Source organism: Streptomyces sp. NPDC033270 (assembly GCF_055576575.1).
Genome location: NZ_JBVIRA010000029.1, coordinates 91512 through 107713 on the forward strand (window position 1 = coordinate 91512; position 16202 = coordinate 107713).

Genomic DNA, 16202 nt, shown 5'->3' on the forward strand with positions numbered 1-16202 from the left:
GCACCGAGAGCGAGCTTGCGACTCACGCCCCCCACGGCGAACGCAGCAATGACCTCCGGTGAATCACGCGCCGCCCAAAAAGGCCGCCTCCCCGTCCCCGTACCTGGAAGAGGTCACTCTGCATGCCCAGCTTCAACCTGTCCCGCGCTGTCCGTGTCACCCGCATTACCCGCACCCACAAGGTCGCCGTGGCCGTCCTGGCCGCCGCGGGTGCCACCTCGGGCCTGGCCATGGCCTCGGCCCCGGACACCGCACAGGCTGCTTCTGAGCACGCCCCGGCAGCGGTCAAGCCCGTCAACGCCAAGGGCATGCCGACGAAGGCCGACGAGGCCAAGACCGCCCGCCCGGTGACCGCCTCGGTCGCCGACCACGTCAAGGTCACCGCGGTGGCCAAGCAGCACACCGCTCACCAGGCCGCCAACCGCTCCGCCGAGCGCAAGGCCGTCAAGGAGTACCCGAACAACCTGGACGGCTGGATCCGTGAGTCGCTCGACATCATGAAGGCCAAGGGCATCCCCGGCTCCTACGAGGGCCTGCACCGCAACATCATGCGCGAGTCCAGCGGCAACCCCAACGCCGTCAACGACTGGGACATCAACGCCATCAACGGCATCCCCTCCAAGGGCCTGCTCCAGGTGATCCAGCCCACCTTCGACCGCTACCACGTCACCGGCACCCCCCACAACCTCGTCGACCCCGTAGCCAACATCACCGCCGCCGCCAACTACGCGGCCGACCGCTACGGCTCCATCGACAACGTCAACTCCGCCTACTGAGCCGACGGCGTCCACGAGCCGTCGCGCCGGCGCACACAGGCCGGCCCCGGGTGAAGCCAGGGACAGGGCGGACACCACATACGAGCCGACCGGCTCGGCACGAGGCAGCTCGCGAAGCGGCGGAATGGCGCGTTCGCCGCTGCGCAGCGACAGCGGAGCGGGTCCCGGCACGGCCGGGGCCCGCTCCGCTGTCGGTTCGGCGGGCGCCGAGGGCCGGGCCGGGACCATGGTCACCCCGCCCCCGACCCCGAACCGGATCCGGGCCCGGGTGACCACTTCTGACGGCCGGACGGGTGAGATGCGCAGCCGGTCGGCGGACTGACGGCCTGTTGGGTCATAGAGTCAGGCAGTTCTGCGTATAAGTCTTTTATCGGCAGAACTCTGCTCAAAAGCTGCCGAACGTGACTCAACCGAAGGCCTCGGAGGCATGCGATGCCCTTGCGCAGATCCGGTCCGGCCCGCCGCACAGTCTCCCTCGCGGCCGGAACGCTCGTTTCTCTTCTCTCCGTGCTCGCTCTGCCCCTCGCGCTGCCCGGCTTCGCCACGGCGTCGGATGCCGGAAAGAGACCCTCCCACCCCGAGCAGGACTGGATGGGTTCCACCATCGCCGCCCGCGAGGGCGTCGACCGGGCCGGCGGCGGCCTCGAACCACAGGCCACGCACAGCAAGGCGGTGTCCGGCGTCGACGTCTCCAGCCACAACCACCACGTCAGCTGGTCGGCGCTGCGCAAGTCCGGGGTGCGCTTCGCGTACGTCAAGGCCACCGAGGGGAACAGTTACACCAACCCGTACTTCGCCCACCAGTACCGGGGCTCCTACTCGGCCGGCATGATCCACGGTGCGTACCACTTCGCACTGCCCGACCACTCCAGCGGCAGCACGCAGGCGCGCTACTTCGCCGACCACGGCGGCGACTGGTCCAGGGACGGCAGGACGCTGCCCGGGGCGCTCGACATGGAGTACAACCCCTACGGCGCGACCTGTTACGGCAAGAGCTCCAAGGCGATGGTCAACTGGATCCAGGACTTCGTGGAGACCTACCGGGAGGAGACCGGCCGCGACGCGGTCATCTACACCTCCACCAACTGGTGGAAGCGGTGCACGGGCAACTCCGGCAGGTTCGGCCACAGCAACCCGCTGTGGGTCCCGCGCTACGGCTCCTCGGTCGGCGCGCTGCCGGGCGGCTGGCGTTACCACAGCATCTGGCAGCACACCTCCTCCGGCCACCCGGTCGGCGACCGCAACCGCTTCAACGGCAGCTACGGCCGCCTGAAGGTCTTCGCCAACGGCCACTGAGCCCGCCCGATCCGACCCGCACCCCCCGCCCGGTCCCCGGCGCCGCACCAGGCGCCGGGGACCGGGCGCATGCCGTCGCCCCCGCGCCGTCGGCACCCGCGCCGACGCCGTCTTCGCCAACACGATTCGAACAATGGGGAATTCACGCCCGGGTACAACCATCCACCGTCGAGCGCGGTCCAACACTGCGATACGACCATGCGACGCACACCACCCGACGGGGGTATTCCCATGAAGCGTTCACGTGCCATCGCAGGATCCGCCGCACTCGCCGTTGCCGGCCTCGCCACAATGGCGACGGCCACCACCGCCTCCGCCGCTCCGGCCGCCGCCGCGTACAACGGAGCCTGCGGCAGCGGCTACAGCGTAGTGAATTCCGTACCGGTCACCGGAAAGGGGACCGTGTACCTGACGTACAGCGCAAGGACCGGAAAGAACTGCGTCGTGACGGTACGGAACAGCCCCGGTAGCCCGGTGTACATGTACACCTATCTCACGGCCACCGACGGCAGTTCCGACTGGGTTTACGACAGCGGTGAATACACCTCCTACGCCGGCCCGGTCTACCTGTCCGCAAAGGGCCTTTGTGTGGACTGGGGCGGCACGATCGGATCGGTCAGCGTCAGCGTTTCCGGCTCCAACTGCGGCCGCATGGCAGCCGGGGTCGTCACGCACCACTGACCTCGCACCGACGGTCCGCTGACCGACCGTCGCCTGCTGTACGGCGGCGGGGCCCCGGGCGCGCCCCCCGGGACCCCGCCGCCGTGGCCTGTCCGCCTTCCTGGTGACAACTCCACCGACACGCATGCGACTTGACTGGTCAGAACCGCCGGACGGAGCGCTCCAGGCCCAGCGCCCGCAGCGCGGAGCGGGCCGCGTTGTGGCCGCTCATGCCGTGGGCGCCGGCGCCCGGCGGGGTGGACGCCGAGCAGAGGTACACGCCGGGGACGCCCGTGCGGTAGGGGTCCAGGGCGATACGGGGGCGCATCGTCAGTTGGAGCGGGATGTTGGCGCCGCCGATGATGTCGCCGCCGACGAGGTTGGCGTTGCCGCGTTCCAGGTCCGCGGCGGTGGTGGCGGTGGCGGCGACGATCCGCTCGCGCGTGCCGGGCGCGAAGCGCTCGAACTGCGCCAGCATCGCGGCGGTGGCGTCACCGCGGTAGCCGTGGGGCACATGCGCATACGCCGAGACGGGGTGGACCTCGCCGGCGGAGCGGCCGGCGTCGGCGAGGTACGACTGGGAGACCAGGAGAAACGGCCGCTCGGGCATCCGCCCGCGGTACACCTCGCGCTCCGCGTACGCGATCTGCTCGAAGCTGCCGCCCAGATGCACGGTCCCGGCCCGCCGGCAGGCCTCGGCGCGCCAGGGAATGCCGCCCTCGACCGCCAGGTCGAGTTTGAACGCGCCGGGGCCGTGCCGGTAGCGGGTGTAGGCGCGGCGCACCCGGGGCGGCAGCCGGTCGCCGATCACGGCTGCGGCGGCGGCCGGGGCCAGGTCCAGCAACACCGTGGCCGCGGGCGGCAACTGGTCGAGTGAGCGGATGCGTACCCCGGTCTCGATGCGCCCGCCCTCCGCGAGGAGCAGGGCCGCCAGCGCGTCGGCGATCGCACGGGAGCCGCCCTTGGCGACCGGCCAGCCGTACCGGTGCCCGGCCGCGATGATCATGACTCCGATGGACGCGCTGACCGGCCGTGTCAGCGGCCCGAAGAGATGCGCCGCCACCCCGCCGAAGAGGCCGCGTCCGGCTTCCGTGCGGAAGCGGCGGGCGACCAGGGTGGCGGGCTGCAGGGCGTACAGGCCGAAGCGCGCGAGCCGGAACGGATGCCGGGGCACCGTGACGAGCGGCCGCATGACCGCGTCGGTCAGCACCTCGGCGTCCGCGGCCAGCGGCCCGAAGAGCCGTCGCCAGGCGGGACCGTCGGCGCCCAAGGCGTCCGCCGTCCGCCCGACCGACCGGTAGAGCGCCCCGGCTTCTCCGCCGTCCACCGGGTGGGCGAGATCGATCTCGGGCCGGCGCCATTCCAGCCCGTAGGCGGCAAGGTCCAGCGTGCGCAGATACGGGGAGCCGGCGCCCATCACATGGGTCGAGGAACAGTGGTCGAAGAGCACGCCGGGTACGGACAGCTCGCCGCTGCGGACCCCGCCGCCGATCTCGTCGGCCGCCTCGAACACCGTGACCCGCAGTCCGCTGCGGGCCAGTGTGACCGCCGCGGCCAGCCCGTTCGGTCCGGCGCCCACCACTACCGCTGCCTCGCGCTCCCGCCCTGCCCGTAATGTCATGCCCTCAGCATGCCAAGGAATCAGGAACGCCTCGGGGCGGACCGGGCGGGGGCGCGCCTCGTCAGCTCCTGGGACACGGGCCGGTGCTCGCGCGGGCCTCCAGGTGCGGCTGTTCGCCCCGTACGGTGCGTGGCGGTCCGCCGTCGAGGACGGTGAGGAGTTCCTGGGCGGCGAGCCGTCCGAAGCCGGGGGTGTCGCGGACCAGTGCGGTCAGCCGGGGGTGGGTGACGCGGCAGAGCGCCGAGTCGTCCCAGGCCACGATCGACAGCCGGTCGGGGACGGGGATGCCCCGCCCGGCGGCGACCGAGACGCCGGCCACGGCCATCACGTCGTTGTCGTAGATGATCGCGGTGGGCGGCTCGGGAGCGTCGAGGACGCGGCGGGTGGCGTTGGCCCCTTCGGCGTCGGAGTAGTCGGTGGTCACGGAGCGGACCCGGCGTGCGTCGAGACCGCGGAGGGCCGCTTCGGTACGCAGTGAGCGGATGCGGCGTTCGGTGTGGGCGAGGCCGGGCAGGCCCGCCACATGTGCGATGCGGCGGTGCCCGAGGCCGTGGAGGTGGTCGAGGACCCGGGCCATGGCCTCGGAGTCGTCGGCCCAGACCGTGGAGAGCGGGGGCTGCGGGTGGGCGGCGGGCCGCTCGGCCGTGGCCGGACCGGGGGCGGACGGGCCGCCGATGACGACGGCCGGCAGGCCGAGTGCGGCGAGCAGCTCCGGTCGCGGGTCCTCGGTGCGCGGGTCGACGACCAGGACGCCGTCCACCCGGCGTTCGGCCCACCAGCGGCGGTAGAGCGCGCACTCGGCGTCGAGGTCCTCGACGACCTGGAAGAGCAGCGCGATCCGGCGCGCCGAGAGCACTTCCTGGATGCCGGAGACGAGCTGGAGGAAGAAGGACTCCACGCCCAGGGTCCGCGCGGGCCGGGCGAGCACCAGTCCCAGGGCGCCGGCGTGTTCGCCGGACAGTGCGCGGGCCGCGCTGTTGGCCTGCCAGCCCAGCTCCTCCGCGACGCGCCGTACCCGGGCGCGGGTGTCCTGGGAGACGCCCGGCCGGTCGTTGAGGGCGAAGGAGACGGCGCTCTCCGAGACCCCGGCGCGGCGGGCGATGTCCTTGATCGTCGGTCGGCGCGCCGGCTTCCGGCGGGCGGCCTCACCGGGCGCTGTCATGGCGGGCTCTCCTCGACCTAAACCGCATTAGTGCGCCCAGTCTGATCAGCGGCGAGTGCGGTGTCAAACCCCGTGCGGACGGCCGTTGCGAACGTCCGTGAGGACGGCGTTCGCCGGCGCGGAAGAGGTTGTTCGGGACCGGGGTGTTGACACCCACTAAAACGCATTAGTACCGTCTGCCGCATCGTCGCCCGAGGACCAGTGAAATACCCGGCGGAACGGCTCAGGAAATCCGCCGCACGCTCGCTTCCCTTATCCGCGCCACTGGTTTATTTCGGCCACTGATTCATATGGTCCTGCGCGGCAGTCTTCTCACCGGTGTCTGGTTCGAGCAAAGGAGCCGCCAGTCATGCATTTCTCCCGTCGAGCGACTGCCGCGACAGCGGCGTGGGTCATCCCGGTGCTCGCCCTGGCCGCATGCGGTCCTTCAGGGCGCTCCGACGGGGCGGACGGCGCCTCGGGGAAGGTCGAGGGGCAGGTCACGTTCCAGACCTGGAACCTCAAGGCCAATTTCAAGGACTACTTCGAGGGCGTCATCGCGGATTTCGAGAAGCAGTATCCGGACGCCAAGGTGAAGTGGGTGGATCAGCCGGCCGAGGGATACCCGCAGAAGTTGAGTGCGGATGCGGCGGGCGGGACGCTGCCGGACGTCGTCAATGTTTCGCCGGATCTCGCCTATCCGCTGGCCAAGGCGGGGCTGGCACTCGACTTGGAAAAGGCCGCGGGAAAGTACCGCGAAGAGTACCTCCCCGGCGCGTGGAAGAGTCATGAGATGCCGGGGCTGCCGGGGGTCTATGCCTTTCCGTGGTATCTGAACACGGGGCCGATGTTCTACAACAAGGACCTCTTCATCAGGGCCGGGCTCGATCCGGAGAAGCCACCGGCCACCTATGACCAGCTCTTCACGGACGCGGTCGCGATGGCGAAGAAGAGCGGGCGGAAGATAGCGATGCTCGCCAGTACGCCGTCGATCGAGGACTTCGGACGGTACGGCGTACGGCTGATGAACGCCCGCGGCACGGAGTTCACGTTCAACGAGCCCAAGGGCGTGGAACTGCTGCGGCACTACAAGGAGCTGTATGTGTCCGGGGCGCTGGACTCGCAGGCGCTGACCGCGCAGGCGGAGTCGTCGGGGCGGAAGTTCCAGCAGCAGTCGGTGGCGATGAATCCGGGCAGCGCGCTCGATCTGGAGAACTTCAAGAAGGAGGCACCAAGCCTCTACCGGCACATCGGTATCACTGACGCGGTCAACAACACCGGTAAGGCCAATATGTACGTCCAGGGCCTGATGGTGAACGCGCAGAGCGAGGTCAAGCCGGCGGCGGTCGCGTTCGCGCACTTCGTCACCGACGAGAAGAACCAGATGGCCTTCGCCAAGAAGGTCACCATCTTCCCGAGCACCAAGGGCTCGCTGGACGACCCGTACTTCACCAAGGAGGACGGCACCGACGCGACCCGGGTACGGGTGGCGTCGGCCAAGTCGCTGAAGACCGCGGTGAATTACACCCCGGTGCTGCTCAGCGACCAGATGAAGACCGTACTGCGCAATGCGGTCGCCAAGGCCGTGCAGGGCGAGCAGTCCCCCGAGGCGGCACTGGACGGTGCGGTCGCCGAGTGCAACCGCCTGCTGAAGACCGGCTGAGGCCGGGCGCCCCGTGAAGACGCACAAGCCGGCCAGTCCCTGGCTGTTCCTCGGTCCCGGGCTGCTGGTCGTGGCCGCGTTCGGCCTCTATCCGTTCCTCAGCACGGTGGCGCACTCCTTCACCGATGCCCGCACGCTCACCGCGGGCCGGTTCGTCGGCGGCGCCAACTACCAGGAGCTGATCCATGACGCGATGTTCTGGACGGGGCTGCGCAACAGCCTGCTGTACGTCCTGGGGGTCGTCCCGCTGCTGGTGATCCTGCCGCTGCTGCTGGCCATGCTGGTGCAGCGGCAGATACCGGGGATCACGTTCTTCCGCGCCGCGTTCTACACGCCGGTGGTCGCCTCCGTGGTCGTGGTCGGTCTGATCTGGGTGTGGCTGCTGGACGACCGGGGGCTGATCAACGCCCTGCTGGAGGGCCTGGGCTTCGGCAGGGCGGGCTTCCTCAGCGACCCCTGGCTGCTGCTGCTCAGCGCGATGGCGGTCACCGTCTGGAAGGGCCTCGGCTACTACATGATCATTTACCTGGCGGCGCTGGCGAACGTTCCACCGGAGCTGCACGAGGCGTGCGCGGTCGACGGCGCGGGGGCGGTGCGCCGCTTCGTGACCGTCACGGTGCCCGCGGTGCGCAGCACGATGGTGCTGGTGGCCGCCCTGTCCGCGGTCGGCGCCTTCAAGGTGTTCTCCGAGGTCTATCTCATGGCCGGTCCGACCGGCGGCCCCGGCGGGGAGGACACCACCTTGGTGATGCTCGTCCAGCAGGCCGGAACCGGCCTCAGCGGCCGGGTCGGCTATGCCTCCGCGCTGTCCGTCGTGGTCTTCATGATCACGCTCGGGCTGATGCTGCTGGTGCTGCGCGCCGGCCGCAAGGAGGAGGCGTGAACGCCGCGGGGGCCGTCGCGCCACGGCGGCGGCGCGACGGGCGACGGCGCGCTGGGCGACGGCAGCCGCCGTGGTGGCGGTTGCCGCTCCGCTATCTCCTGCTGCTCGCCGTACTGGCACTGACCGTCGGGCCGTTTCTGTGGCAGCTGTCCACGTCCCTCAAGGGGCCGGGCGAGGACATCTACCGCTATCCGCCGAACCTGATCCCCCAGGATGCCACGCTGGCCAACTACGCCGGCGTCGCCGAGATCATCCCGGTCTGGGACTTCGCGCTGAACTCCCTGAAGGTCGCCACCGCCAATGTGGTCACCAACTGCGTGGGGGCGGCGCTCGCCGGCTACGCACTGGCCCGGATGCGCTTTCGCGGCCGCAAGGCCGCACTGGTCGTCTTCATCATGGCGATGCTGGTGCCGGTCGAGAGCATCATGATCGCCCAGTTCGTGACGATGCGGGAACTGCGGCTCAACAACACCCTGCTCGGTGTGGTGCTGCCCGGCTGCGTCGGCGCGATGAACGTGCTGCTGATGCGGAACGCCTTCGCGAATCTGCCGTACGAGGTCGAGGAGGCGGCGTTCGTCGACGGGGCCAACGCCTGGCAGCGGTTCGTACGGATCGCGCTGCCGTCGGTCAGGGGCACCCTCGCGGTCGTGGCGATCTTCTCGTTCATGGGCGCCTGGGACGACTTCCTGTGGCCGCTGATCGTGCTCAGCGACCAGTCGAAGTTCACCCTGACCATCGGACTGAACTTTCTGCACGGCACCTTCGCGGACAACCAGCGGCTGGTCGCGGCCGGCACCGTCATCGCCGTCGTCCCGCTGATCGTGCTGTTCGCCTGTCTGCAGCGCTACTTCTTCCGCGGCGTCGGCGAGGGCGCCGTCAAGGGCTGAACCGCCCCGGCCCGCCCGATCCCCGCCCGTACCGACAGGAGCCCCATGCGATTCGGCGCCAACTACACCCCCACCCGAGGCTGGTTCCACCACTGGCTCGACTTCGACCTGGACGCCGTGCGCGCCGACCTCGACTCGATCGCCGCCCTCGGCCTGGACCACATCCGGGTCTTCCCGCTCTGGCCGCTCTTCCAGCCCAACCGCACCCTGATCCGGCCGCGCGCCGTGGAGCAGTTGGTGCAGCTGGCGGACGCCGCGGCCGAACGCGGCCTCGACGTCACCGTCGACGGACTGCAGGGCCATCTGTCGAGCTTCGACTTCCTCCCCGCCTGGACCCAGACCTGGCACCGCCGGAACATCTTCACCGACCCGGAGGTACTGGCGGGCCAGGAGGAGTATCTGCGGACGCTGGCGGCGGCGCTCGGCGACCGGCCGAACTTCCTCGGGATGACGCTCGGCAACGAGATCGACCAGTTCTCGGACGGTCCGCACCCGGACCCGGACCGGATCACCGGCGAGCAGGCCGAAGCCTGGCTGAGGCGGATGCTCGCGGCGTGCGAGCGGGGCGCGCCGGGCCGGATGCATCTGCACGCCGCGTACGACGCCGCCTGGTACCGCGACGGCCACCCCTTCACGCCCGCGCAGGCCGCCCGGCTCGGCGCCGTCACGGCCGTGCACTCCTGGGTGTTCAACGGCACCGCACAGCGGCACGGGCCGACCGGCACCGCCACCGAGCAGCACGCCGCGTACCTCATCGAGCTGTCCAAGGCCTGGGCCGAGGACCCGCACCGCCCGGTCTGGCTCCAGGAGGTCGGCGCCCCCGCCCCGCACATCCCCGAGGAGGGCGCGGCGCGCTTCACCCAGGCCACCGTCGCGGCCGCCCTGGACTGCCCGGACCTGTGGGGCGTGACCTGGTGGTGTTCGCACGATGTGGCGCGCTCGCTCGCCGACTTCCCCGAGCTGGAGTACGGGCTGGGCCTGCTGCGCAACGACCGTACGGTCAAGCCGGCGGGCCGGGCGATCGCGGCGCTGGTCGAGGAGTACCGCGGCCGGACGCACCGGCCGCCGGTGCGCAGCACGGCGCTGGTCGTCGACACCGGCGGTGCGAAGGCGGCGCCGCGGCGTTCGGTGTGCGCGCCCGGCGGCCCGGTCTTCGAGGCCTGGGCGGAGCTGGCCGCCCAGGGGGCCCGGCCGGCTCTCGTACTGGCCGAACTCGCCGCCGACGCCGCACATCTGACGTCCCGTGGGATCACCGAGGTCCGCACACCCGACGAGGTCGGCGCAGCGCGCCGCCCGTCGCCATCCGCCCCCCACCGGAGGAGCACCTCATGAACCGGCAATCGTCGCCGCTGCCCCGCCGCCGTGTGCTGCTGGCCGGGGCCGGCGCCGCGGCCGCGCTGCTCGGGCCGTCCCTCGGGGGCGGCTCGGCGCTGGCCGCCGGCGAGCCGGCCGCCCGGCTCCAGGTGCGCGCCGTGCAGGAACTGTTCACCGTCTCGGCGCCTGCCGAGGTCGAACTCCCCTGGTAGGGACGGATGTTGCGGGTAGGGAGACACGCCCTGCCCACCGCCCCCCGTACCCCTCGACGCTACGGAGTCATCGCCATGCATGACGAGCGCGCACTGATCGAAGCCCGTCTCCAGCGGGTCCTGGACGAGCGCATCCGGCCCGCGCTGTATCCGGAGTCGGTTCCCCTGGAGGTCTCGGCGTGGGTCGCACCGGGTGAGCCCGTGCCGGTGGCGGAGGGCCTGGCCGCCGCGCACACGCCGGTGGCGGTGGGCGACGCCTGGGGCGCGCCCTGGGGCACGACCTGGTTCAAGGTGGTCGGCGAGGTGCCCGCGCGGTGGGCGGGCCGCACCGTGGAGGCCGTGCTGGACCTGGGATTCGACGAGCGGATGCCGGGCTTCCAGTGCGAGGCGCTGGTCCATCTGCCCGACGGCACTCCGGTCAAGGCGGTCAATCCGCGCAACCAGTGGGTGCGGGTGGGCGCGCCGGTCCGTGGCGGCGAGCGCGTCGAGTGGCATCTGGAGGCCGCGTCCAACCCCGTCATCCTCGATGTCCACCCGTTCCGGCCGACCCCGTTGGGCGACCGGGAGACCGCGGGCAGCGAGCCGCAGTACCGGCTGGCGCGGATGGATCTGGCGGTGTTCGACACCGAGGTGTGGGAGCTGGTCTTGGACCTGGAGGTGCTGGGCGAGCTGATGGTGGAGCTCCCGGTGGACAGTCCGCGGCGCTGGGAGGTGCTGCGGGCGGTCGGCCGGGCGCTGGACGCGGTGGACCTGCAGCGGGTCAACGCGACGGCGGGGGCGGCGCGGGCGGAGCTGAGCGCGGTGCTGGCGGCGCCCGCGGCGGCGTCGGCGCACCGGATCAGCGCGGTGGGGCATGCGCATATCGATTCGGCGTGGTTGTGGCCGCTGCGCGAGACCGTGCGGAAGGTGGCGCGTACGACGTCGAACATGACGGCGCTGCTGGAGGACGAGCCGGAGTTCGTCTACGCCATGTCGCAGGCGCAGCAGTACGCCTGGCTCAAGGAGCACCGGCCCGAGGTCTACGCCAAGGTCAAGAAGGCGGTCGCGGAGGGGCGGTTCGTCCCGGCGGGCGGGATGTGGGTGGAGTCGGACACCAACATGCCCGGGTCGGAGGCGATGGCCCGTCAGTTCGTGCACGGCAAGCGGTTCTTCCTGGAGGAGTTCGGCGTCGAGAACGACGAGGCGTGGCTGCCGGACACCTTCGGTTTCGCCGCGGGGCTGCCGCAGATCATCAAGGCGGCGGGGTCGAAGTGGCTGCTGACGCAGAAGATCTCCTGGAGTCAGGTCAACGCGTTTCCGCACCACACCTTCCGCTGGGAGGGCATCGACGGCACCCGGATCTTCACGCACTTCCCGCCGGTGGACACCTACAACTGCCAGATGGCGGGCGGCGAAATCGCCCATGCGGCGCGGAACTTCAAGGACAAGGGGGTGGCCCGGCACTCGCTGGCGCCGACCGGCTGGGGCGACGGCGGCGGGGGCACCACCCGCGAGATGATCGCCAAGGCCCGCCGGCTGCGCGATCTGGACGGTTCGGCGACGGTGGAGTGGGAACGGCCGGCGGACTTCTTCGCGAAGGCGGAGGCGGAGTATCCGCATGCTCCGGTGTGGGTGGGCGAGCTGTATCTGGAGCTGCATCGCGCGACCCTCACCAGCCAGGCCAGGACCAAGCGCGGCAACCGGCGCAGCGAGCAGCTGCTCCGGGAGGCCGAACTCTGGTCGGCCACCGCCGCCGTGCTGGCCGGGCACCCCTACCCCTACGCCGAGCTGGACCGGATCTGGAAGACGGTGCTGCTCCATCAGTTCCATGACATCCTGCCCGGCTCCTCCATCGCCTGGGTGCATCGCGAGGCGGAGAAGACGTATGCGTCGGTCGCCACCGAGCTGGAGGGGATCATCGCCGCCGCGCTGGCGGTGCTGGCCGGCGACGGCGGCGGGGAGCTGGTGGCGAACTCCGCGCCGCACGCCCGCGGCGGGGTCGCGGCCGGCGCGGTGGCACCCGCGGTGGCCGAGGGGCCGGAGGTGTCCGCCGCGGCCCGTGACGACGGCGGGTTCACGCTCAGCAACGGCCTGCTGCGGATCGTGATCGACGGCCGCGGCCTGGTGGTCTCCGCATACGACCGGCGGGCCGACCGTGAGGCGATGGCTCCGGGCGCGGCGGCGAACCTGCTGCAGATCCACCCGGACTTCCCCAACATGTGGGACGCCTGGGACGTGGACGCGTTCTACCGCAATGTCGTCACCGATCTGACGGACGCCGACGAGGTCGTGCTCGGCGAGGTGTCCGGGGACGCGGCGACGGTCCGGGTGACCCGTACCTTCGGCGACTCGCGGGTGGTGCAGTGGCTGACGCTGGCGCGCGGGCAGCGGCGCCTGGACATCGACACCGAGGTGGACTGGCACGAGACCGAGAAGTTCCTCAAGGCCGCGTTCCCGCTGGACCTGCACGCCGAGCGCTACGCCGCGGAGACCCAGTTCGGGCACCTCTACCGGCCCACGCACACCAACACCAGTTGGGAGGCGGCCAAGTTCGAGGCGTGCGCGCACCGGTTCGTGCATCTGGAGGAGCCGGGCTGGGGCGTCGCGCTGGTCAATGACGCGACCTACGGCCATGACGTCACCCGTACCGTCCGGGACGACGGCGACCGGGGCACGACCACGACCGTGCGGCTCTCCCTGCTGCGCGCCCCGCGCTTCCCCGACCCGGAGACCGACCAGGGCGTGCACCGCTTCCGCTGTGCGCTGGTGCCCGGCGCCGCCATCGGCGACGCGGTGCGCGAGGGACACCGCCTCAACCTGCCCGAGCGCCGGATCACCGGCGCGGAACCGGTGCCGCCGCTGATCACGGTCGGCAACGACGCGACGGTGGTCACCGCGGTCAAGCTCGCCGACGACGCGAGCGGCGATGTGATCGTGCGCCTCCACGAGGCGCACGGCGGGCGGGCGGTCACGTCGGTGACGGCCGGCTTCGAGGTGGCCGGCGCCGTCACCACCGATCTGCTGGAACGGCCGACCGACGACGGCCCGGCGATCGAGCGGGACGGCGGCACGGTACGGATGCGGCTCCGCCCGTTCCAGATCGTGACCCTGCGGCTGCGCCGGGCGGGGGATCGCTGAGGGGCGTCTTGCCGATCGGGCGGTGGGCGGGCCCGGGCGGATGTCAGGGCCTGGGCCTGCCCGAGCGTGACCGGGCGTCGCGGCAGGTGTCGCGCCGCAGCTCGGCGCGCCGCTCGCGCCCGGCGCCTCGCCCGGCCCGCCGCCCCCGGCCGGGCAAGGGGCCCGGGCCCAGCTCCTGGCCGTAGCCTTCCGGGCCCGGGTCCCGGCTCGGATCCAGGCCCAGCATGTCCATCAGCAGCGTCAGATCGTTCGCGTCCCGCGCACGGCCGGCCAGCGCCTTCCTGGCGAGCCGTCGTTCCTCGTCACCCGGCACGGCGCGCGGCACGGTGTGGTCGGCACTGCGGTGTTCATCGCTCACCGCTGCATTCTCGGCCGGACCGCGGCACCGTGCCCGTCGAGCGGGCCGAGCGGAATCCGCCGAGGGGGCGGTACGCCGAACGGGTGAGCCGGGGTCGGGGCCCGTCCCGCGACGAGGGAACCCCGGCCATCGGTTTTCCCTCTTTATGAGCACTTGTACTTGATCACCCCGTCGCGGAGTCACCGTTGAAACATCGCTTTGCCGTCGCGCTCACGGCCACCCTCGTCGCCAGCTGCGCGCTGCTCGCCGGCTGCTCGGATGCCGGAAACCCGGTCGACTTCAACGCCGGCGCCAAGGACGGGGGCGGCGCGCCGGTCAAGCCCGTGGACGACGACACCCTGATGCCCACCGGGCCCAAGAGCGACTTCCGGATCACCCGCACGCTGGACGACGGCACCCATATAGCGCGGGCGACGCTCAGGGGCGCGAAATCGGGCGTCACCGGCAGCGTCTGGGTCTGGGCCCCGAAGGAGTACCAGGACCCGAAGTACGCCAAGAGCGGCTTCCCGGTGCTGCTGGCCCTGCCGGGCGGTCTGGGCAGCCCGAAGGAGCAGGGCGGTGTCACCAACTACTGGGTCGGGGGCGACATCGCGCTGCAGGAGAACATCACGAAGTGGACCGCGGAGGGCAAGAGCCTGCCGTTCATCGTGGTGATGCCGATGCTCAACCCGGACACCCAGTACCACGACGGCAGCGACATCCCCGGGCAGCAGAAGATGGGCACCTGGCTGACCGAGGACGTCGTCAACCTCACGAAGGCCAATTTCCGTACGTACAAGTCGCGCGACGGCTGGGCCTTCATGGGCTCGTCCTCGGGTGGTTTCGCGGGGCTGAAGTCCGTACTGAAGTACCCGGAGAAGTTCAAGGCGGCGATAGCCAGCGGCCCGGACATCGTGCCGGATTCGCCCCTGTGGGCGGGGCACCAGGCGGAGAAGGACGCCAACAACCCGGAGAAGCTCTCCCAGCGCCTCCTCCAGAAGGGCGGCCCGGACGTCTACCTCGCCTTCCAGGCCGGCAGCAGGGAGTCCGCCGCCGTCTCCGCCTCGATAGAGAAGTTCCGCCGGACGTACGGCAAGGGTCCGATACACACCTCGATGCAGCTCATACCCGGCGGCCGGCACAACGCCTGGGACTACCAGAAGGGCATGGCGGACGGCTCGATCAAGTTCATCAGCGACCAGCTGAAGGGGCCGGTGGCGAGCGGCTCCTGAAGCCGGCGGCGAACGGCGGCCGGGGCCGGGTGCAGCGCCCCCGGTGCGCGGATGCCGATCGCCTGGTGGGGGGCGATGCTGGAGACGTGGGGGGACCCGTGGTGAGGAGGACGACTCATGTCCATGCTGGACAAGATCAAGCACATGCTGAAGGGCCACGAATCCCAGACGGACAAGGGCATCGACAAGGCCGGCGACATGATCGACGACAAGACCCAGGGCAAGTACTCGGGGCAGGTCGACACCGGCCAGGACAAGCTCCGGGACGAGTTCGGCGGCGGGCAGGGCAGACAGCGGCCGCCGCAGGGCTGAACCAGCGGTTCTGCCGAGGGTGGCCCCCCTGGGCCACCGCCTCGCCCGTACGCTGTACGGATGATCTCCGCGTCGTCCGTCCGGCTCACGTCCGACGTACTGATGCGCCCGGCGGCGCCCGAGGACGCCGCCGGCCTCGCCCGTTCCCACCTGCGGAGCCGTGATCATCTGCGCCCCTGGGAGCCGGACCGGGACGAGGCCTTCTTCACCCCCGCCGGGCAGGCGGAGCGGCTGCGGGAGACGCTCGCGGAGCGCGGTGCCGGGCGGTCGATGCCCTGGGTGCTGGTCCGGGAGCCGGACGGCAGTGCGGCGGGGCCGGACATCGTCGGTGCGATCACCCTCTCCGGCATCGTGCGGGGCCCGTTCCGCAGCGGCAACGTCGGCTACTGGATCGACGCGGGCCAGGTGCGCCGCGGGCTCGCCTCCGCCGCGCTGCGGGCGGTCTGTGCCGCCGCCGACACGGAGCTGGGTCTGCACCGGCTGCAGGCCGGGACCCTCGTCGACAACGCCGCCTCACAGCGGGTGCTGACCAAGTGCGGCTTCACCCCGTTCGGCACCGCCGAGAACTATCTGCACATCAACGGGGCCTGGCGCGACCACCGGCTCTTCCAGAAGATCCTCAACGACCGCCGCCCCTGAGGGCCACGAGCGCACTGCGCACGGCGGGGGGGGGGGGGGGGGGAGGGGGGGGGGGGGGGGGGGGGGGGTGGTGTTGTTCTTGCTGCCGGAAGCGTTTTTTCTTGTTTTCTTT

Annotated in this window: 15 protein-coding genes; 12 read left to right on the forward strand and 3 right to left on the reverse strand. The window is 71.2% G+C overall.

Annotation, left to right across the window (positions count from 1 at the left end):
- Positions 1-122 precede the first annotated feature (122 nt).
- From ACZ5XZ_RS32275 to ACZ5XZ_RS32285, 3 genes are all read left to right on the forward strand, one after another.
- Positions 123-776 (forward strand): transglycosylase SLT domain-containing protein, encoded by a 654-nt coding sequence (locus ACZ5XZ_RS32275; protein WP_468984550.1) that lies wholly within the window; start codon positions 123-125, stop codon positions 774-776.
- 432 nt (positions 777-1208) lie between these two features.
- A complete protein-coding gene (locus tag ACZ5XZ_RS32280; RefSeq protein ID WP_468984552.1) occupies positions 1209-2072 on the forward strand; it encodes a lysozyme in 864 nt (287 codons plus the stop codon).
- 231 nt (positions 2073-2303) lie between these two features.
- Positions 2304-2753 carry a spore-associated protein A gene (locus ACZ5XZ_RS32285; RefSeq protein ID WP_468984554.1) on the forward strand — a complete coding sequence of 150 codons (450 nt, stop codon included), beginning with the start codon at positions 2304-2306 and terminating at the stop codon, positions 2751-2753.
- A gap of 139 nt (positions 2754-2892) precedes the next feature.
- On the opposite strand, the gene ACZ5XZ_RS32290 is transcribed toward ACZ5XZ_RS32285, so the two are convergent.
- Positions 2893-4353, reverse strand: coding sequence for a phytoene desaturase family protein (locus ACZ5XZ_RS32290; RefSeq protein WP_468984555.1), 1461 nt, complete (start codon positions 4351-4353; stop codon positions 2893-2895).
- 61 nt (positions 4354-4414) lie between these two features.
- Positions 4415-5515 carry a LacI family DNA-binding transcriptional regulator gene (locus ACZ5XZ_RS32295; RefSeq protein ID WP_468984556.1) on the reverse strand — a complete coding sequence of 367 codons (1101 nt, stop codon included), beginning with the start codon at positions 5513-5515 and terminating at the stop codon, positions 4415-4417.
- A 349-nt stretch (positions 5516-5864) separates the two neighbouring features.
- Between ACZ5XZ_RS32295 and ACZ5XZ_RS32300 the strand changes: the two genes are divergently transcribed.
- The 6 genes from ACZ5XZ_RS32300 to ACZ5XZ_RS32325 all read left to right on the forward strand — a co-directional run bounded on the left by ACZ5XZ_RS32300 (position 5865) and on the right by ACZ5XZ_RS32325 (position 13570).
- Positions 5865-7157 carry an ABC transporter substrate-binding protein gene (locus tag ACZ5XZ_RS32300; RefSeq protein ID WP_468984559.1) on the forward strand — a complete coding sequence of 431 codons (1293 nt, stop codon included), beginning with the start codon at positions 5865-5867 and terminating at the stop codon, positions 7155-7157.
- 13 nt (positions 7158-7170) lie between these two features.
- Positions 7171-8040 carry a carbohydrate ABC transporter permease gene (locus ACZ5XZ_RS32305; RefSeq protein ID WP_468984562.1) on the forward strand — a complete coding sequence of 290 codons (870 nt, stop codon included), beginning with the start codon at positions 7171-7173 and terminating at the stop codon, positions 8038-8040.
- Entirely contained in the window at positions 8037-8927 is an 891-nt protein-coding gene (locus tag ACZ5XZ_RS32310) for a carbohydrate ABC transporter permease (protein WP_468984564.1), read from the forward strand. Before ACZ5XZ_RS32305 ends, ACZ5XZ_RS32310 begins: the two co-directional genes overlap by 4 nt.
- Before the next feature lie 45 nt (positions 8928-8972).
- A complete protein-coding gene (locus ACZ5XZ_RS32315) occupies positions 8973-10259 on the forward strand; it encodes a glycoside hydrolase 5 family protein (protein ID WP_468984566.1) in 1287 nt (428 codons plus the stop codon).
- On the forward strand, positions 10256-10453 hold the full coding sequence (locus tag ACZ5XZ_RS32320) for a hypothetical protein (RefSeq protein ID WP_468984568.1): 198 nt from the start codon (positions 10256-10258) through the stop codon (positions 10451-10453). The genes ACZ5XZ_RS32315 and ACZ5XZ_RS32320 overlap by 4 nt, the downstream gene beginning before the upstream one ends.
- Before the next feature lie 75 nt (positions 10454-10528).
- Positions 10529-13570, forward strand: a complete 3042-nt coding sequence (locus ACZ5XZ_RS32325; RefSeq protein WP_468984571.1) for an alpha-mannosidase — start codon at positions 10529-10531, stop codon at positions 13568-13570.
- Between the two features lie 43 nt (positions 13571-13613).
- Here ACZ5XZ_RS32325 and ACZ5XZ_RS32330 read toward each other — a convergent pair whose 3' ends face one another.
- On the reverse strand, positions 13614-13928 hold the full coding sequence (locus ACZ5XZ_RS32330; RefSeq protein WP_468984574.1) for a hypothetical protein: 315 nt from the start codon (positions 13926-13928) through the stop codon (positions 13614-13616).
- A gap of 185 nt (positions 13929-14113) precedes the next feature.
- Here ACZ5XZ_RS32330 and ACZ5XZ_RS32335 point away from each other — a divergent pair, with 185 nt between their 5' ends.
- The 3 genes from ACZ5XZ_RS32335 (at position 14114) to ACZ5XZ_RS32345 (ending at position 16090) form a co-directional block, all read left to right on the forward strand.
- Positions 14114-15139 carry an alpha/beta hydrolase gene (locus tag ACZ5XZ_RS32335; RefSeq protein WP_468984576.1) on the forward strand — a complete coding sequence of 342 codons (1026 nt, stop codon included), beginning with the start codon at positions 14114-14116 and terminating at the stop codon, positions 15137-15139.
- Between the two features lie 117 nt (positions 15140-15256).
- Positions 15257-15451: an antitoxin gene (locus tag ACZ5XZ_RS32340; protein ID WP_468984579.1), complete on the forward strand. Its 195-nt coding sequence runs from the start codon at positions 15257-15259 to the stop codon at positions 15449-15451.
- 60 nt (positions 15452-15511) lie between these two features.
- Positions 15512-16090: a GNAT family N-acetyltransferase gene (locus ACZ5XZ_RS32345; RefSeq protein WP_468984582.1), complete on the forward strand. Its 579-nt coding sequence runs from the start codon at positions 15512-15514 to the stop codon at positions 16088-16090.
- Positions 16091-16202 lie beyond the last annotated feature (112 nt).